This is a genomic window from Porphyromonas canoris, from assembly GCF_000769115.1.
Lineage (GTDB): Bacteria > Bacteroidota > Bacteroidia > Bacteroidales > Porphyromonadaceae > Porphyromonas_A > Porphyromonas_A canoris.
Map to the genome: position 1 here is coordinate 1 of NZ_JQZV01000001.1, position 17,959 is coordinate 17,959.

16 protein-coding genes are annotated in these 17,959 nt (G+C 45.0%); 5 read left to right on the forward strand and 11 right to left on the reverse strand.

Going from position 1 to position 17,959, the window contains the following annotated elements:
- The first annotated feature begins 200 nt into the window (after positions 1-200).
- The 3 genes from HQ43_RS00005 (at position 201) to HQ43_RS00015 (ending at position 1,677) form a co-directional block, all read left to right on the forward strand.
- Positions 201-392: a hypothetical protein gene (locus tag HQ43_RS00005; protein WP_036788137.1), complete on the forward strand. Its 192-nt coding sequence runs from the start codon at positions 201-203 to the stop codon at positions 390-392.
- A gap of 242 nt (positions 393-634) precedes the next feature.
- Positions 635-982 (forward strand): hypothetical protein, encoded by a 348-nt coding sequence (locus HQ43_RS00010; protein WP_036788139.1) that lies wholly within the window; start codon positions 635-637, stop codon positions 980-982.
- Between the two features lie 131 nt (positions 983-1,113).
- A complete protein-coding gene (locus tag HQ43_RS00015) occupies positions 1,114-1,677 on the forward strand; it encodes an NADPH-dependent FMN reductase (RefSeq protein WP_200878526.1) in 564 nt (187 codons plus the stop codon).
- A gap of 457 nt (positions 1,678-2,134) precedes the next feature.
- Here the strand turns inward: HQ43_RS00015 and HQ43_RS00020 are convergent, their stop codons facing one another.
- Positions 2,135-3,019, reverse strand: a complete 885-nt coding sequence (locus tag HQ43_RS00020; RefSeq protein WP_036788141.1) for a pirin family protein — start codon at positions 3,017-3,019, stop codon at positions 2,135-2,137.
- Between the two features lie 110 nt (positions 3,020-3,129).
- Positions 3,130-3,714, reverse strand: a complete 585-nt coding sequence (locus HQ43_RS00025) for a Crp/Fnr family transcriptional regulator (RefSeq protein ID WP_036788143.1) — start codon at positions 3,712-3,714, stop codon at positions 3,130-3,132.
- An 860-nt stretch (positions 3,715-4,574) separates the two neighbouring features.
- Here HQ43_RS00025 and HQ43_RS00030 point away from each other — a divergent pair.
- Entirely contained in the window at positions 4,575-4,973 is a 399-nt protein-coding gene (locus HQ43_RS00030) for a hypothetical protein (RefSeq protein WP_152567426.1), read from the forward strand.
- Positions 4,974-5,516: 543 nt separating this feature from the next.
- Here HQ43_RS00030 and recA read toward each other — a convergent pair.
- Genes recA through HQ43_RS00055 form a run of 5 tightly spaced genes read right to left on the reverse strand, consistent with a single transcriptional unit; the run spans position 5,517 to position 11,743 of the window.
- Positions 5,517-6,581, reverse strand: coding sequence for a recombinase RecA (recA, locus tag HQ43_RS00035; protein WP_036788147.1), 1,065 nt, complete (start codon positions 6,579-6,581; stop codon positions 5,517-5,519).
- Positions 6,582-6,601: 20 nt separating this feature from the next.
- Positions 6,602-7,069 (reverse strand): thioredoxin-dependent thiol peroxidase, encoded by a 468-nt coding sequence (gene bcp / locus HQ43_RS00040; protein ID WP_036788149.1) that lies wholly within the window; start codon positions 7,067-7,069, stop codon positions 6,602-6,604.
- Entirely contained in the window at positions 7,066-8,262 is a 1,197-nt protein-coding gene (locus HQ43_RS00045) for a saccharopine dehydrogenase family protein (protein WP_036788151.1), read from the reverse strand. The genes bcp and HQ43_RS00045 overlap by 4 nt, the downstream gene beginning before the upstream one ends.
- Positions 8,263-8,317: 55 nt before the next feature.
- Entirely contained in the window at positions 8,318-9,262 is a 945-nt protein-coding gene (locus HQ43_RS00050; protein WP_036788153.1) for a DUF4249 domain-containing protein, read from the reverse strand.
- A gap of 6 nt (positions 9,263-9,268) precedes the next feature.
- Positions 9,269-11,743, reverse strand: a complete 2,475-nt coding sequence (locus HQ43_RS00055; RefSeq protein WP_052102960.1) for a TonB-dependent receptor — start codon at positions 11,741-11,743, stop codon at positions 9,269-9,271.
- Between the two features lie 346 nt (positions 11,744-12,089).
- Here HQ43_RS00055 and HQ43_RS00060 point away from each other — a divergent pair, with 346 nt between their 5' ends.
- Complete coding sequence (locus HQ43_RS00060) at positions 12,090-13,361, forward strand: transglutaminase domain-containing protein (protein ID WP_161785847.1); 1,272 nt, start codon at positions 12,090-12,092, stop codon at positions 13,359-13,361.
- A gap of 448 nt (positions 13,362-13,809) precedes the next feature.
- Here HQ43_RS00060 and crcB read toward each other — a convergent pair whose 3' ends face one another.
- From crcB to nrfA, 4 genes are all read right to left on the reverse strand, one after another.
- Entirely contained in the window at positions 13,810-14,208 is a 399-nt protein-coding gene (gene crcB / locus HQ43_RS00065; RefSeq protein WP_036788157.1) for a fluoride efflux transporter CrcB, read from the reverse strand.
- A gap of 29 nt (positions 14,209-14,237) precedes the next feature.
- Positions 14,238-15,035, reverse strand: coding sequence for a cytochrome c biogenesis protein (locus tag HQ43_RS00070; protein WP_036788159.1), 798 nt, complete (start codon positions 15,033-15,035; stop codon positions 14,238-14,240).
- Positions 15,032-16,330, reverse strand: coding sequence for a cytochrome c biogenesis protein ResB (locus tag HQ43_RS00075; RefSeq protein WP_036788161.1), 1,299 nt, complete (start codon positions 16,328-16,330; stop codon positions 15,032-15,034). The genes HQ43_RS00070 and HQ43_RS00075 overlap by 4 nt, the downstream gene beginning before the upstream one ends.
- A 140-nt stretch (positions 16,331-16,470) precedes the next feature.
- Positions 16,471-17,952 carry an ammonia-forming cytochrome c nitrite reductase gene (nrfA, locus tag HQ43_RS00080; protein ID WP_036788163.1) on the reverse strand — a complete coding sequence of 494 codons (1,482 nt, stop codon included), beginning with the start codon at positions 17,950-17,952 and terminating at the stop codon, positions 16,471-16,473.
- Positions 17,953-17,959: the final 7 nt, after the last annotated feature.

Consider the following 17,959-nt stretch of genomic DNA (forward strand, 5'->3'; position numbering starts at 1 on the left):
TATGATCTCGTATTCCTCACAGGAGATCCGCTCTCCCGTTTCGTGGGTGCAAAGTTAGAAAGAGTTTTTCATTCTACCAAACTTTACTAACAAAAGATACAGAATTGATTCTTTCAGCGTGGGAGTATCAAGCACCCTTATATCATCAGCATTGTGGTTGCATCGGTTGAAACGATTACAACTGGGGGGATCTTCTTTCGATGAATCCTGCGACACCTCATATCGACCTCATTACTACCGATGGTTATCTTTATCTGAATGCTGAGTTCAAAAGTTTGAATCTTATGGCATCCCTTTTCATAATAGCTTCCCCAAAAGTTACCATACTGTTCGTCTCTCCAGCTCCTTTCCTGCTGTCAAAGTGGCACATCAAGCTGTTATTAAAGCCCTAGCACACGGCATTCCAAGACTCGAACTCTTTCTTCACACGCTATGCCGATCTCTTAGAGGAAGAAGCTCGCTATCTCTTCCGGGGCTGACTTTCCATATACTCATCTCTTAGCATTTCCAAAAATCGGTATAATATCCGCCCATTACGTTCGTCAAAGAAGAATTCATCTTCTTATCATAGATCAATGTACACCTTTGGGCAGTACCGTATCTTTGCATCACAATAACAAGAAAGGGAAAAATTATGATGAAATTTGACGTTCTACTTGTAGGAGAAGATTTTAAAGCCCATATTAGTCTTTTGGAGCGTATCACAGAGTGCAGGTATACTGTTGCATCAACCGCCGAAGAAGCTGTGGAAAAGATGCAGAGCATCCTCTTTGACATCGTTGTCATAGATCCAGATATCAATAATTCTGATCGTGCACTCATCCGAAAAATGCTCGAGATCCAACAGCCCGAAGCTCTTCTCTTGGAGGTGGATACGATAGAGCCGGAAGCTCGCGGCTCCCTACTCAGCAACCATATCAAAAGCCTCAAATCTCAACTGAAAGCAACTTATGTCGTCAAAGACGACGTCTTTCCGTTTTAAGAACAGCCTCTTTCCATGACTCCAATGATGTTGTGGGAAAGGACTTCGGGGATAGACCATGTGTAAGCTCGTAGAGCAAAATATCACTTTCCTCTCTATAATCAGTTCAAACACAAAAAAAAGATTTTATTATGAATGAAGTATCTACAAAAAGACCGATTAAGATTGTTGCATTTTCCGGCAGCACTTCAAGCACTTCAATCAACCGACATCTCGTTGCATCTGTATTGAATCAGATGTTCGGACACGAAGTCCGGTTTCTCGATCTCAACGATTATGAGATGCCGATCTTCTCCGAAGACAGAGAAAAAGCCGGCTATCCTTATCAAATAAAAGCATTTCTCGAAGCCATGGATGAAGCTGATGCCATAGTATGCTCATTGGCTGAACACAACGGCTCATATAGCGCAGCTTTCAAGAATATATTCGACTGGTCTTCTCGCGTTCGTCGTGAGGTATTTGCACAGAAACCCATGCTCCTCATGAGTACCTCACCCGGTCGACTTGGCGGAGCAAATGTCCTTGCTGCTGCCAAAAGTACATTTCCTCTCTACGGAGCAGATGTCGTTGCTACTTTTTCGCTTCCGAGTTTCGGGCACAACTTCGACGTCGAGAGTCTCAGCATCACGGACCATACCCTAAAGGCTCAATGCTCCGAAGCTGTCAGTACACTTCTGGCACGTTTGGAAAAATAATAAAGTCCAATAAAAAAAGAGGGTGTGTCAAAACTTTCATTTTGACACACCCTCTTTTCATGTACACTAATACATCCGATGGAGCAGAGCGGAAGTTTTGTATCGGACACCGTAGTTTACTTACTTCTCATTGGATTTTCTCCAACAAAGCCTGAGAAGAACTTTCCGAAAAAGAATTCTAAATACGAGTAATAGGAATCGTTGTTATCATCCGAATTTAAGAAGAAGCCAGACATCTCTCCATATCGTTACAATAAGTTTATTGGGGGGGGACCTCACGACACAAACGTTCAAAACAACACAAGATAGAGTTCAAAACTGATAACTTTGGCTCTCATTCATTATATAGAGGAGTAAGCTATTCCATTAAACGACCAAAGACTAAAAAAACAGCCCACTTGGAGTATATCCTCCGAGTGAACTGTCAGAAATTGGCAAAAGTGTGTGTACAGGAAAATTATCGTTTAGTGTCAAGGTGTCCGAAGCGACCGTTGTTAAAGTCCTCGAAAGCCTGTAAAAGCTCAGCCTTGGAATTCATCACAAATGGCCCATAGGCTGCTATCGGTTCTCGAAGAGGTTCGCCGCTCATCAAGAGAACGACCGTATCGGGGCGAGTAGCCTTGATGGCGAAATCCTCTCCATTGTGAGCGAACTTGATAAAGGTATCTGTGTCTATATCTCGATCTCCTATGCGTATAGCTCCACGGATCACAAGAAGTGCCGTGTTATGAGAAGCCGGGAAGGAAAAGTCCGCCCGACCACCTTCTCTAAGTTTGGCATTCATAAGATATATAGGGGAGTGGGTAGTTGCAGGTCCTACTGTCCCTTGATATTCGCCGGCGATCACTTCGACCATCCCGGCATCATCGGGAAGGATATGCTTACCCATAGATGCGTTGGTTATGGACTGATACTTGGGAGGAGACATTTTGTCTTTGGCAGGAAGGTTTGTCCAAAGCTGCACCATCTGAAACGGTCCACCCTTTTTCGCCCATTCCGTACCGTGAAACTCTCGATGCAAGACTCCCTTGGCAGCTGTCATCCACTGTACATCTCCACGCCCTATGAGCCCCCCGTGCCCTGCACTATCAGCGTGTTCAACTTCACCTTCATAGGCAATGGTTACCGTCTCAAATCCTCTATGCGGATGGACATCCACTCCCCCGGGTAGATCTGTTGGAGCAACCTCACGAAGGGCATTATAGTCGAGGAGGATGAAAGGATCCATCTCCTGCATGGAGAGTCCTTTGACAGAAGGGATAAAGTTGTGGACAAAGAAGCCGTCGCCTACCCAGTGTGAAGATTGCGGCGTTGTCACAAGTGCAATATCTTTCGTTCTCATAATTTTAGTCCTTTCTTTGCTATTGTTACTATCAACTTTATTTTACATCGCAAAGTTAGTCCCTGTTGATCTCTCCGACATTGACCTATGTTAAGAAGCGATGGAGACCCTTATCTCCCTTTTGCGATTGCTCTTCGGACACGGCTCAGGCTCTCCGGAGTGATCCCCAAATATGATGCAATCATTGTCTGAGGCACCCTCATAGGGATTTCGGGGAAATCCTTGATGAACCGCAAGTAACGCTCCTCCGCTGAAGCACTCTGAAGAAGCGTGATACGTCGATGAAGCATCTGTATATGCTCGTATAGCAACTGTCTGTCAAGCTCTGCGAAAGCAGGATCCTCACGGACGAGCTTTTGGAGTTGATTTTCATTGATCAAGAGCAGTCGGGTCGGCTCTATGGCTTGGATAAAGTGATTAGACGGCTGGTTGAAAAACACACTGTCTACATTCATCAAAAACCATCCCTCGACAGCAAAAAACAGCAAGTGTTCCTTTCCTTTGGGGTCTATCGAATACTCTCGTATCGCTCCTCTTTCGATAAAAAATCGATGGACACAAGTCTCCCCGGCATTCAGGATAAAGTCTCCTCGATCGTACTCTTTCACCATACTGTGCTTGAAGAGCATACTCCTCTGCTCATCGGTTAGTGGGACATTAGAGCGAAGAAAGTCATCAAAGAAATATTCTCTCATACTACATTCTTTTTTAAAAGGCAGACCATTATATATTCAAAGATATACATATTTGAAGAAAACACCCTGAAAAGATGCTCCGAAACAAGATTTAATGCACTTATTATCAGCCCCCAAAAAAGGATATGCATTTTGTCAAAAAGTTCTCTGCTTTCTCCTAATGGTTCTTGTCCATGTATACTGATAATGTATCCCTACTTTCAGTCGGATTCGCTTCGGCAGAAAAAGTCATTTTTATATATTCCATACCGATACCTCTTCCCGGTTTTTTCTCTCTCTATTTTGATCGGAGAGGTCATTTCCGGAGCACGGCCAAATTGTTAAATCGAGGCTGTTTTATTAACACAAATTCCGATACAGGTTCACCCAAAACACTAAACGAGCATATCGTTCCGGCTTAACGTATTTAATTTTTCAATGAACACGTTTACCGATTTCATTTAATACGTTTATCGGATTCAATTAAAGTGTTTAGCCAAAACAAACAAGGCGCTAAATATCAACATTTTATCTATTTTTACTCCAAAAAGCATACGAAAAGCCAATTTTATTTATTAGATTTTATTCACACAAACGCCTATTAAAATTCACACCTATTAACGCGAAAACAACCCATGAAATGCTCTGAAAAAATTTTCTCTCAGAATTTCGCCTAATTTTTAATCCGTTCATATACAATAATTTGAGATCTTTATTACTTTTCTTACTCAAAGAAACAAGTTTCGGGAGGACTTTTAAGGTGCTATTTTAGAAAGATCGTTTTTATATAAAAATTCTGCTCTAAACGGTACTTTTTCTATTTTCTCTGCTTTCTTTTGAGGAAGAAAATGGATAATTTTGCAGCTCAAAAAAGAATGAACATGCAAACAAATCATCGAAATCTGCTTCGAGTCGTATCCTATCCACTATTTTACGCCATCACTTTTACGGCATGCCTTTTCTTGTTCCCGGACAGAAAAAGCCACTATATCTGCATGGGAGTTCTTTTAGCCGTGATGCTTATAGCTGCTCTCATCGAGCACTTTCTAAAGAAGAAGGTTGAAAAAGAGGAGAAGAAGAGGGTGAGCAAAGAGACACAGAAGCTGAAAAAGAGTCATTTACTGTACAGGATACCTTTCTTCTACTCTGTTCTGCTGAGCTTTTACATCATTTCAACGTGGAGCAGAGACACAGCACCCTCTTACGTTATCGTTTCTCTCGTAATAGCCATAGCTGTTCCTATCTTCGAGAGAATATGGAACAGAATAAAGAAAGCATAAGATCTTTCCGTCCGCTTGAAGTATAGCTCCGGCAGAAGTTTCCCGGACGAAGAAAGAAGAAAGGCATACTATTCCCAGCCTTAGAGCAGACCTTCAGCAGGAGTTTCCTAAGCAGTGGAGACAAAAAGAGGTCTTGCCCAATCTCCTAAAGCACTCTCTTAATAGGAGGTTTTCCGGAAAGAGAAAGCAGAAAAACACATCATTCCGACTCTTAAAGCACATTACCAACTATCGTTTTCCGGATGGGGAAATATGAAGAATCATCTTGCCCCATTGTCTAAAAACGTGCCTCAAAAAGTTTTCCGAAAAGAGTATAAAAAAATAACGCAGGCCGTGCTCTCGCACAGCCTACGTTCAACTATTGTCGTATGTTCCACAAAAGATTTAGATATGAGGTAAGAAAGATTGATTAGGTTCTACTTTCTAATGCAAATTTCGTCCATTTTACCTCTTGAAGCAATTTAGTATATATGTCGTACGTCATATTTTTAACCGCCATATCCTTAATCTTTTAAAGTCTCAATACCTGAAAGCGTCCAAATTTTACTTATCAGTGCCATTTATGGCCTCTAATACTGCAACTTCTATAGCTTCTCGCAGATCCGGGTCATTCTTGAGTGTCTCTTTCGTTGCATCTCTTCCCTGTCCGATGTTGGTTCCTTCGTACTTGAACCAGGAACCTGCTTTCGCAATGATGTTATGCTCTACACCGAGGTCGATGAGTTCGCCCACGCGGTCTATTCCTTCGCCAAAGATGACATCGAACTCCGCTTTGCGGAATGGAGGAGCCACTTTGTTCTTCGCAACCTTTACCTTTAGAGGATAACCATAAACCTCTTCCCCATCTTTATATGGTGTGCCTTTGCGTATTTCCAAACGTACGGAAGCATAGTACTTCAAAGCATTACCTCCGGTTGTGGTCTCGCTTGGTCCGTAAACCACGCCAATCTTATCTCGAAGCTGATTGATGAAAATACAGCAGGTACGGCTTTTAGAGATGGCTCCCGTAAGTTTTCTCAGTGCCTGAGACATAAGTCTGGCATGAAGCCCCATCTTGGCATCTCCCATTGCTCCGTCTATTTCGGCTTTAGGGGTAAGTGCCGCTACGGAGTCGATGACAACAATATCTACCGCAGAAGAGCGGATGAGCTGCTCCGCTATCTGGAGTGCCTGCTCGCCGTTGTCGGGTTGAGAGATCCAGAGGTTGTTGATGTCAACGCCCAGCTTTTCGGCATAAAATCTGTCGAAAGCGTGCTCGGCGTCAATGATGGCTGCCAGTCCGCCCTGCTTTTGAGCCTCTGCAATAGCATAGATGGCAAGGGTCGTCTTACCGGAAGATTCCGGTCCGTAGATTTCCACGATACGTCCACGAGGATAACCGCCAATACCGAGAGCCAAGTCGAGAGTAAGAGAACCGGAAGGTATAGCCTCGACATCGTCCACGACATCCTCTGCCATGTTCATAATAGCTCCCTTACCGAAGTCTTTCTGTATCTTTTCCATGGCAGCGAGCAGGGCTTTTCTCTTGTTGGCTTCAAGAGTTGCTTTCTCGTCCGATTTCTGTCCTGCTTCTACCGTTGGGTCATTTATATCGCTTTTTTTTGCCATGTTTTTAGAAGTTTTGAGTGTTAATTGTTCTTGAGTATCTCCAATATTTGGTCTGCATGATCCTTTGTGCGTACCTCTTTACCGGATATGATGTGTGTTACCTTGCCCTCTGCATCTATGATGAAAGAGGTGCGTTGGGTACCCATGTACTTTCTACCATACATGCTTTTCTCGACCCAGACGCCAAAGATGTCTTGTAAAACATGTTCGGTATCCGCTATAAGGGTGAAAGGAAGATCGTACTTTTCGATGAAGGATTTATGGCTCTTGGCAGAGTCTTTGCTGATCCCGATAACCCGGATACCTACTCTCTTCAGCTCTTCGATGCCGTCTCTCAAGCTGCATGCCTGTGCTGTACAGCCGGAAGTATTGTCTTTAGGGTAGAAATAGAGAAGAGAAGGCTGCCCCAATAGGTCGGCAGCCTTGATCTCTTTTCCGTCTTGATCCAATCCGAGAGACTCGGGTATTTTATCTCCGACAGCTATCATAGTTCCAAGTCAATATCAAATTGTTCGTGCCATGGCAAGCCTTGTTTGTTGAGCTCTTCCATGAACGGATCCGGATCAAACTCTTCCACGTTATATACACCCGGTTTACGCCAGATGCCTTTGAAGAACATCATCGCACCTATTGTCGCAGGTACTCCGGTGGTATAGCTTACTCCTTGTGCTCCGGTTTCCTTATACGCTGCTTCATGGCTACAGTTGTTGTACACGTAGTAAGTGCGTTCCTTACCATCCTTTATACCTCTTATGCGACAGCCGATAGAGGTCTGTCCGGTGTAGTTTTCACCCAACTCTTTCGGGTCAGGAAGCACTGCTTTAAGGAATTGAATCGGAACGATTTCACGACCTTCGTACATGATGGGTTCGATGCTCGCCATTCCGATGTTTTGGATAACGCGAAGGTGTGTGAGATATTCCTGCCCGAAAGTCATCCAGAAACGTGCTCGCTTAATGGTCGGGAAGTTTTTAGTAAGAGACTCCAGCTCTTCATGGTAAAGAAGATAAGACTCTCTCGGACCCACTTCAGGGTAAGTAATAGGCTGATGAATCTCTTGCGGTTCGGTCTCTACCCACTGACCATTCTCCCAATATTTGCCTTTCTGAGTGATTTCGCGAATGTTGATCTCCGGGTTGAAATTGGTTGCAAAGGGGCGTTTGTGATCTCCGGCATTGCAGTCAACAATATCGAGGTAATGAATTTCATCGAAATGGTGCTTGGCTGCATACGCTGTGAATACGCCGGTAACACCCGGATCGAAACCACAACCAAGTATTGCGGTAAGACCCGCTTGCTCAAATCTCTCTTTGTATGCCCATTGCCAATGGTACTCGAACTTCGCTTCGTCTATCGGCTCATAGTTTGCAGTGTCAAGATAGTTCACGCCACACTCAAGACATGCATCCATAATGGTGAGATCCTGATAAGGAAGAGCAACATTGATGACAAGCTCCGGCTGGAATTCCTTAAACAGCTTTACCAACTCCTCTACGCTATCCGCATCTACCTGAGCCGTTTTGATCTTTGCTTCTTTAATGTTTGCAGCGATGGCATCACACTTCGATTTTGTGCGACTTGCCAGCATAATGTCCGTAAAGACATCGCTGTTCATTGCTACTTTCTTGGCGACAACGGTACCGACACCGCCTGCACCTATAATGAGAACACGTCCTTTCATTTGTTCTATTTCTTTTAATGTTTTTGATGGATGATATAGATACCAAAGATACGCATTATTTTTTTGAAAACTGAATGCGCTCGGTGGCAACTCCTGCTACGTATCCTTTTCCCCCTTTGACATTGCCGGGCAATATGATAGGTGTAGTGAGTCCTTCGATAAAATCCTCCGACTCCAACGTATTTATAGCCCTAAGGTAAAAGTAAAATCCTTCAGTAATGGAGGATAAAAGCACATAATATTCTGCTCCGGGTCTGATCTGTGCCACTCTCACTCCGGACTTTAGAGTGTATGTTCCGTTCAGCCATTTATCGTAAAACACACCCATGTTATTGTTTGGAGAGCTAAAGTAAGAGTCTTCATCACTTGTGGTTGCGGTGCTCTTCCCGTCATTCATGACCGGTTCTTGCGAATGGTTCAGACTTAAAATCCTTCGATAAGGCTTGTCTTCAAAGACTCCCTCTTCGGCAAAACGCAGCTGATAGAAGTTTTTCTCGTCTTTAGGATCCGTCATTGTAGTGTACAGCGTACCGTATTGCTTGCCTACTACCGGCTCTTCCCAGCTTATCTTATCTATGCCGACGCTTTTCGGGATGGCGGTTTCCGCCACAGTCTGATGCTTTCCATCCTTTGTTGCTACCTCCAATCTGATACGATCTCCCGGCTTAAACTTTTCTGTACTTAGGAAACAAGGGCGATACACCTGCTTATGAAACAAACGATAAACCGTGTGTGGCACCGGATCTTTCACCCGTACATCGTTAATGAACAGCTTTACATCTGCTTCTTTTTCCGGGATTGGATTCAAAAGTCCCGTACGAGATACATATATATAGTGGTTGCTCAAAGAAGTATCGAATATGGCATTCACTATCAGCTCTTCCTTATAACCGGAAATGTCCATGGGGATCTCATCCACGCATCTGCTGAACAGTACTACAGAAAGAAGGATTAGAGCCGCAGCTTTAAGCTTATTTAGATGGTAATATATACTTTTCATGACGGGTTAGAATTTATAGGTATAAGATATGGATGGAAGGATAGGCAGGATGGAGATTCTCTTCAACATCGGAACCGTAGTACCTTCACTCTCTACTCTGCCCGCTCCTGTTTGGAGCAATAAAAAGGTTGGATTGCGCCTGTTGTAGACGTTATATACGGAGAGATTCCATTGACTCTTGCCTCTCTTATGCTTAACGTGGTAGTTGAGCGAAAGGTTCAACAAGTGAGTCGAAGGCATTTGATAGTTGTTTCTTGATGTTACAAGAGGTGTTTGGGTAATACGATTTCCTCCGTTGTCCAAGTGATTTATATAATAATCGCCGTAATGTCCGGTCGATTGATTCGCTATATATTCCGTCATTCCTATACCTACCGTAGCTCTTCCGCCGGATCTATACTCCCATGTAGCCGTTAAGTCCAGAGCTTTCGAGAAAGCATACGTCGCAACGATATTGAAATTGTGTCTGCGGTCAAACTGCACCGGAAACCAGGCTCCCTGGTTTATTCCATTGGGACTGAATCTTCTTTCACTCTTGGCATAAGTGTAGCTTGCCCAGCCTGTAAGATTTCCTTCTGTTTTTTGTGCCATTACTTCGACACCATAAGAGCGTCCCTCGCCTTGCTCTACCTTCTCTTGCCATCCCGAAGAGAAGCCCATAAACATTGCGCCATCCTTGTACTCTATTGCATTATCAATGGTCTTGTAATACCCTTCGGTAGACAATCTCCATCCGTTTATCGCATCAGAGTAGAGACCCAAAGCATATTGATCTGCACTCATCGGGCTTATCCGTTCCGTGGCAGGCACCCAAAGATCCGTAGGCATGCTGAGACCGAAAGAGCTTAGCAGGTGAATGTTCTGGCTCATCTTCGTATAAGAGAGCTTGACATCGAATATATCCGTCGGTGCTATCCTTACGGAAGCGCGAGGTTCTAAGGAGTGATAGAGCTTTCCGTTCACTCCAAACATAGAGTAACGCACGCCCACATTTCCGTCCAACCATGACAGCAGTCTCATCTCATCCTCTGCATAGAGAGATACATCGTGCGCTCGTATCGGCTTTGCACTCTGATTAAGAGCTTTCAAAACATCGGCATCTTCCGGGTCTTGTTGCTTTACGGGGTCAAACGACAACGCCTCCGGTTTGAAAGTATGATAGATATACTCCCCTCCAAACTTAATGGTGTGGTTATGCACGGGGTAATACTCCATATCCATACGGGCAGAAAGGTCCTCTATACCCGAAGTAAACTGCAGATGATATCCGTTGGTCAGCTCAGATTTCCCATCTGTTATCACATACTCATTCTCTTTATTTGACGTCCTGAGTTTGTATCTGGAGTAGGCTATTGTGGTATTGGAGAAGAGTCGGGAAGAGAATATATGATTCCATCTAAGCGAAGAGACGATATTTCCCCAAGACATTTCACTGTCTGACTTCGACTGATACCTGTTCATGCTATGCTCGAAGTGGGTGTAGAGATTATCGTCTCCACCATACAGACTTAGGAATAACCGGTCTCTGTCTCCGAATCTATGGTTCAGCTTCAACGTGAAGTCCTGGAAGTAGTATCCGCCTTTCTCGTCTTGAGTCATGAATGGACGTGCCAAAAGATCCGCATAAGTCCGGCGATAGGAAGCATGAATAGAGGTTTTATCTTTGACGATAGGTCCTTCAAAATGCAGCTTGGAAGAGATCAATCCGATGCTTGCCGTACCGTGATACTCTCTCATATTCCCGTCATTTGTCCTGATATCCACAACGCTCGAAAGCCTTCCCCCGAATCTCGATGGGAAACTACCCTTGTAGAGATCCACTCTCTTGATCGCTTCCGGAGTGAATACGGAGAAAAATCCAAGCAGGTGATTCACATTGTAGAGCGGGACTCCATCGAGCAAGAAAAGGTTTTCGTCCTGACCGCCACCACGTACAAAGATGCCGGCACTACCGTCTATCCCGGCTTGTACACCCGGTAGAAGCTGTATAGTTTTCAGGGGATCCGCCTCTCCGAGAAGCGCAGGAGCTCTGCGGATAATCTCAAGAGGCACTTCCATGCTTCCCATTCGTGAGCCGGTCAGTTCGGAGTCGTTTTTTCTTCCGACCACCACAACCTCATCCAGCTCTTGTGGTGCGAGATAGACGTTGATGACGGTATCTTTTCCCGTCAGTCGGATCGTCTGAGGCTGACAGCCGGCAGAATAAACCTCCACTTCCTGAGAACTGCAAGGGAGTTCCAGGCTGAAAAAACCATACGAATTGGTCAATGTTCCGGTCTTTAGCTGTGGTTCTTTTATTCTTGCCCTGATGATGATCTCTTGCGATCCTTTTTCATAAACATAACCGCTTATCCTCTGTTTGCAGTTTTTACTCTGTGCCGCGATGGGTTCAAAGCAACACAGAGATAGAAGAAACAGACTTAGAGAAAAGAGTATGCCTCTCTTACCGAAAGCCGTTCCGAGAAAGTGTCGATGCTTCATGCCAACATGGAGATTTAAGATCCGAAGATCTGTGAATAATATTTTACTTCAATGTTAATAGATTCAGACTTTTGCAAAAGGTTAACTTTTGACTCCGATCGCCAAAGATATGAAATAAATCTATTAAAGAAGAGTGTATTACGGCTTGCTTTTGCTCTCAAACTTCTCTCTTTAAGCATTGTTGTGTCCCGAATGATATTCTTGTGTGTATGAACTATAATTTTTATTTTCGCACCCGATATTATTCTTGTCTTTTTCTACAACACACATGATTGAAGAAGACAAGACTTTAACAATATATAAAGAACTGTTCCTCAAAAAGATAAAGAAAAATAATATGACATTTATGCACAAAACAAGACTACTTTTACTCCTGATACTGGGCACACTTGTTGTTACAGCCTGCCGGAAAGATCCCCTTCGCCCGAACGAGAAGAAGGATCCGGAAGTAGAGCAACCGGAAAAACCGAAAGAGAATGACCCTCCGGCGCAGACAGATCTCTTCCCAAAACCGGATGGTTCACGCATTCTTACGGGTTCTCCGGCGGAGAGAGTTTTTGCTCTGCTCTCAAATATGACATTCGATGAGCCTCTTCCTCTCGGAGAGACCCGGATTACAGAGGCTCAGCTGAACGAGATAAAGGCTTTTGCCGATAAGCTCGTGGCAGAAAAGCAACCTAAAAACCAAAGAGAAATGCACGATCTTCTGTTCGGTTGGATTCGGAAAAACGTCAAGTATGGCAACACTTTCGACCCCTCCATACCGGATTACAACAGCGCCTACACCACTTTCAAGCACAAAGTGGCTATCTGTCAGGGATACTCCAATCTCCTTAAAGTGTTCTGCCATACGCAGAAGATCTCCGCTCCCATAGTGAACGGGCTGGCACGCTTCAATACTCTCGGAGATCCGTTGGGGCATGCGTGGAACTATGTCTTGCTTGATGGCAAATGGTTTGTATCAGATGCAACCAATGGCATTTTCTACGATGCAAACGATCCCAAAAGGTTCGACTTTCTTTTACCGGAACGCCTGGACTTTCCTCTCTTCCGGGATGAGAAGTTCGTGTGTACCTATGAAAAAAGAGAGCTTACCGTGAGCAGTGTTCAAGATTCATTTACGGGAGAAAAACTCATTGCACCTTATGGCATGGGAGGGTTTCAGATAGGAAATTTCAATCCGACCCATCTGCCGAAATCTGTAAAAGAGATCTACCTTGGTCGCAACATCAAAATGCTCGGCACCTCAGACCAACTCAATCTCAAGGAGTCCGGCAAAAATGTAGAGAAGATAGTCGTAGATCCGGAAAGCCCTCATCTTGAAGAGCATAAAGGCACTATTTATATCAGAGGAGATAAGTCCAATCTGCCTCTTTTCATTCCGGCACGTCTGAAAGTGGTTAAGATGAAACCCATGAAGAATGTTGGTAAAAATGTTATCTTCGGACACGAAGGAATGGAAGAGCTATACTTTGAAGAGGGAACGGAAACTATCGAAGACTATGCGGTGGAAGCGTGTCCCAATCTCCGTAAGGTCTACCTTCCCAAGTCTGTCAAGAGTGTTGCAGACCGGGCTTTCTTCCGATGCCATTCCGAACTTAAAGTCGTACGTCTGTAGACCGGTTGGGTTTGGCAAAATTGTTTTAGAAAAAAGGCAGAAGACCGATGTGTTTTTAGAGGAGCACATCGGTCTTTTTATATAAAAACGGAGAGCTGGAAATCGAGAGCAAGAGAGAAGATTTTTGGCGTGGAGAGGGTAAATTTGCCAAGTCGTTTTAGAGTAAAACGCTAAGAATAAAATCGATACGATAAAATCTCATTCTCGGAGAAAAAATTTTATCAGTGCTTTTCATGGGCTGTTTTCGCGTTAATAGGCGTAAATTTTAACACCCTTCTCTGTAAACAATCACTAATAGAGAAATTAGCCTTTTCAGGTGCATTTTAGGACAAAAACACATAGGCTGCTGATTTTGAGGGTTTTAATGGTTTTAGCTAAACACGTTAATCGAATCCGGTAAACGTGTTTAATGAAATCACTAAACGTGTTCGTTGAAAAATTAAACACGTTAAGCCGAAAGAATATGCTCGTTTAACTGCCTTATAAGAGTATAGCCCAAAAAGAAAAGCAGGACGCCTCCTACCACACTCACGGCAAGATAGCCAAGTAAAGGAAGAAGACTCTCCCACTTTAGCAGCATAAAACCATCCATGGCAAAGGTCGAAAATGTGGTGAAACCGCCACACACTCCCACCGTAAGGAAGAGGCGAAGATTCTCATCGCCTATATTCCCTCGCTCCATCGTGCCGTAGAGCAGTCCCATCAGGAGACATCCTATAAGATTGACAGCCAGCGTTCCCCAAGGGAAAGCTCCGGCGATGCCATCCTGCACATATCGGGAAAGAAGAAAGCGCATCACTCCCCCGATGAAGCTGCCACAGCCGATATAAAGAATTGTCTTAAGCATTGTGCATTCCGTATCGCATAAACCTCTCATCACCCATAGGTGTGAATACTTATGCCTTGTGCCGATGGAAGAAAATTGACTCCATACCAGCAGATCTGCAAACACAAGAAAGAGAAAAGCAGTAGCCACAGCGCGGTAGCCACCTTACGAGGTCTGCTAAGCCGGTAATGGATATAGAGCAGATAGGCAAGCATCGTTATGGCAGCCCATGTCTCTTTCGGATCCCAACTCCAATAGTGTCCCCATGCAAGCTTTGCCCAAAAAGCTCCTAACAGAAGACCGATCATCAGAAAGGCAAGCCCGGTGTAAGCCAACCCGTCCGATACGGACATCAGTCGGAGTGCGTGATCCGCTTCTCCTTTTTTCTTCTCTATCCATAAGGCATAGAGAGCAACCAGAAGTCCCGCCCCCAGCATGCCGTAAGAGAACATATAGGAGATGACATGTGGTACAAAGAACGGACTTTCCAGTGCCGGCATCATACTCTTGTTGTGGATCTCCGGACGCACCAGATTGATCACAATAAAAACAGAAGCAAGAATGGTGGAAAATCCCAATATCCACTTGTAGTGCCATCGCAGGTAAACGATAACGCCGGCAAGCAGTGCAAAGAACGAATACCACAGACGCGTCTCTCCCATGGTACGCATAGGCGGACGTTCGAGGGAGTGCCACATAAGCCCGATATAGGTTCCGAACAGAATGAGAGCCAGTATGGAAAGAGCAAGCGCTCCGTTTCTTTTCTCCTTAAAAGCCATCCACGCACCGCAGGCAGCCAGCAACACGGTTGGGAGAGCGTAGTATATCATATCGTTCCAAGTAGTCATAGCTCGTTCTCTTTAGATGAAGGTACATAAGTGGGTTGGGGCAGAATGAAGAGACATACCGCTCCGAGCAGCATCAATAGCAGTCCGACATAGACGAAAGGCATCCACGGATCTTTTACAAGCTCGAATACGGAAACATTGCTCCACCTTCCCATCTCTTGATCATAGCTTAGCTGATAGATGTGCCAGCCTTCAAACTTTATGGGATGATTCACTGAAATCTCGCCTTTGACATATCCGCCTCCGGGGCTGTAAATAGAGACTTTGGAGCGGAACTGCTTTGGCTCCGGATCCGGCATAACGATACTCAAGCTGTCCGGCAGGGATAGCCCTCTGAACGGAATGAGATAACTGCCGGACGTAACCCATCCGTTCACCTCCTCACCCGTGCTGCTGTTCGTTGCGCGTACTTTAACGCCATGCACCGCTCCCGTACTGCCAAACTCCACAAAGTGAATACTGTCTTTCGAGACCACGGGTGAGCTGTAAGGGAGATACTCCAACGCTTCCACCTTCCACGCTCCCGTTCTTCCGGAAGATGGTGTCTCCTCCACCGACAGATGCCATGGATGACCTGAAGGAAGCGTCTCGCCGGTTCTGCTGTCTATGATCATCAGTTTGGGAGGATACTCTTCCAGCTCGAAGGCTTCCAGCTCGATCGCCAGAGGAAGCTCGTAAAGCTCGGAAGAGAAATCTTTTGTTCCTCTCCATTCGGGCATATTGGTAGAAGCATCCACCTGCATTCGGAATCTTTTCAGATCATGAGCACCTAACACTCCGGCAAAGAGCGCAATGTAGAGTCCTAAGTGATTCAGCAGGAAAGAGACGTATCTGCGCCATGTCATATTCCTTTTCCGCCCTCTAAGGATAAATGCAAAGGTAGCACCTCCAAGCAGTATCAGCAGAAGCAGATAGCTTACCAGAAAGTACCACGTAGAGAGTATATGGCTGAAGCCGAGAGTGTGTACCAGCATCTTCAAATCCTCTCCGGAGGCTGCCGAAAGCTCTATCTGCTTCGTCAGACCCATGATGATAGAGACTGCCATGAGGGTTGCAATGGCGGCAATAGACATTTTATATCCGGTCAGAAACGTGGCTATCCGAACCTTTTTACGTGCAAGAACGGCAAGAAGAACGGAGAGGAAAAAGACCCAGATGCCTCCTATCAGATTGAAAGGATAGGCAAAGCCTTGAGCAGGTATAGGTCCGAGTATGAAATGAAACAGCACACCGATGACAACAAGAGCCACAGAAATAGCAAATGCTTCACGATATCCCCAAGGTTGTTTCCACATAATATTATATATATAGGTATCCGTGTGTAACACTAACAGATAGAGACCGCATAGAAGATGCTACATCTGCCATACGATCTCTACTCTATACTTTTTGTAAACAGATCTTGCTCTTGCGAGAGAAAGGATCTGTCTTATTTTCAGATGCGTTTTTGCTGCTTCGCTTTCTCTATCCACTCAGGAACCACAACGTCCAAGAACTTCTTCTTATTGGCATGAAGCTCTTCAGGATTAAGCCCTATATAACGCTGTGCTTTCTCTTTGGTAGAGATGTCAGGCATAGGAACGTCTCCGGTAAAGCCGAGATTGGCAAGCACTTTGGAGATTGCGAGCCTTGCTTGAAGCGCTCTCTCCAATCCGTTGGACAATATACGGGTTACCTCTTGAGGCGCATGGAACGAAGCACCATGCGAAGCCACACCATAGTCCCAACGCCATTGCGCCTGACGGATATACTGCAACACCGGTTTCATGATCTCTTCGGTTGCTCCCTTATCCCAGGCAAACTTCGCCTCTATATGAGCTGCGGCAAGCTCTTTTTCGAGCTTATTCCGGATTTCGTTTGCCATACGCTGACGATCGTAGACATTTTGGCGAAGCACCTCTTCGCTTTCACGGTGGCAGGTCTGACACGTTCTGTCTATATAGTTGAGCGGACTCTGTATGTGGTGGTCGCTGAACTTCACACCACCCTGACTCATATACGGCATATGACAGTCGGCACAAGCCACACCTCTTTGAGCATGTATGCCGAGCTGCGCTATCTCATAGTCGGGGTGCTGAGCCTTCAAGATAGGAGCTTTACTTATGGCATGGATGTAGTCGTAGTACTCTATTTCGTCGAAATACTTCTCTACATCTTCCATTGTTGTGCCTTTATCCCAAGGGAAAGTGAGGTATTTGTTCTCCTTGTAGAAGTAGTATTCCACGTGGCACTGTGCGCATACCAAAGAGCGCATCTCCTGATGAGTGGCTTTGGTAATATCTTTTCCCATTCTCTCGAAAGCCTCTATGAGTGCCGGACGAGAGATACGAAGATCCATTGTTTCGGTATCATGACAGTCGGCACAGCCTATCGGATTGACGATTTCACTGCCCATCTCGCTCCACTTCTTCTGGTAAAACTCCCCGATGCCTATCGCTTGCATCATTCTCGGAACATCAGGACTTTTACATACCCAGCAGGTCGACGGCTGTATATCATCCATTCCGTCTACACCCGGACTACCTGTACGCAACGTGTGGAGCATATCATGGATGGCATAGTAGTGCCCTCGCGGACTCCCGTACTCCCTTGAAAATGCGTATCCTGCCCAAAATACCACCATCTCCGGACGTTGTGCCAGCACATCCACAAACTTATTTCCGTTGAACTCGGAAACAAACGATGTATCTGCTGTCTGCAACCATGTTTCGTACTCACGAGGATAGTTGGATTGGAAGAGTGCATTCCGAGCTTCCATCGGAGCGATCTCCACTTTCTTATTGGCAAAGATCGACCGGACCTCTGCACGACGTTCCGTAATGGATGCAGCCAATAAACCTAAACAGAAAACCGCAACCATGGCAGATATAAACAGAACCCAACCCTGCCAGCTTTTCAGTCTTTTTCTTTCTTTCATGGGTGTA

What these genes read in the sequence shown, in the direction of transcription:
- HQ43_RS00005 (WP_036788137.1), top strand. Translation starts at nt 201, where the DNA reads ATGAATCCTGCGACACCTCATATCGACCTCATTACTACCGATGGTTAT.
- HQ43_RS00010 (WP_036788139.1), top strand. Translation starts at nt 635, where the DNA reads ATGATGAAATTTGACGTTCTACTTGTAGGAGAAGATTTTAAAGCCCAT.
- HQ43_RS00015 (WP_200878526.1), top strand. Translation starts at nt 1,114, where the DNA reads ATGAATGAAGTATCTACAAAAAGACCGATTAAGATTGTTGCATTTTCC.
- HQ43_RS00020 (WP_036788141.1), bottom strand. Translation starts at nt 3,019, where the DNA reads ATGAGAACGAAAGATATTGCACTTGTGACAACGCCGCAATCTTCACAC.
- HQ43_RS00025 (WP_036788143.1), bottom strand. Translation starts at nt 3,714, where the DNA reads ATGAGAGAATATTTCTTTGATGACTTTCTTCGCTCTAATGTCCCACTA.
- HQ43_RS00030 (WP_152567426.1), top strand. Translation starts at nt 4,575, where the DNA reads ATGCAAACAAATCATCGAAATCTGCTTCGAGTCGTATCCTATCCACTA.
- recA (WP_036788147.1), bottom strand. Translation starts at nt 6,581, where the DNA reads ATGGCAAAAAAAAGCGATATAAATGACCCAACGGTAGAAGCAGGACAG.
- bcp (WP_036788149.1), bottom strand. Translation starts at nt 7,069, where the DNA reads ATGATAGCTGTCGGAGATAAAATACCCGAGTCTCTCGGATTGGATCAA.
- HQ43_RS00045 (WP_036788151.1), bottom strand. Translation starts at nt 8,262, where the DNA reads ATGAAAGGACGTGTTCTCATTATAGGTGCAGGCGGTGTCGGTACCGTT.
- HQ43_RS00050 (WP_036788153.1), bottom strand. Translation starts at nt 9,262, where the DNA reads ATGAAAAGTATATATTACCATCTAAATAAGCTTAAAGCTGCGGCTCTA.
- HQ43_RS00055 (WP_052102960.1), bottom strand. Translation starts at nt 11,743, where the DNA reads ATGAAGCATCGACACTTTCTCGGAACGGCTTTCGGTAAGAGAGGCATA.
- HQ43_RS00060 (WP_161785847.1), top strand. Translation starts at nt 12,090, where the DNA reads ATGCACAAAACAAGACTACTTTTACTCCTGATACTGGGCACACTTGTT.
- crcB (WP_036788157.1), bottom strand. Translation starts at nt 14,208, where the DNA reads ATGCTTAAGACAATTCTTTATATCGGCTGTGGCAGCTTCATCGGGGGA.
- HQ43_RS00070 (WP_036788159.1), bottom strand. Translation starts at nt 15,035, where the DNA reads ATGACTACTTGGAACGATATGATATACTACGCTCTCCCAACCGTGTTG.
- HQ43_RS00075 (WP_036788161.1), bottom strand. Translation starts at nt 16,330, where the DNA reads ATGTGGAAACAACCTTGGGGATATCGTGAAGCATTTGCTATTTCTGTG.
- nrfA (WP_036788163.1), bottom strand. Translation starts at nt 17,952, where the DNA reads ATGAAAGAAAGAAAAAGACTGAAAAGCTGGCAGGGTTGGGTTCTGTTT.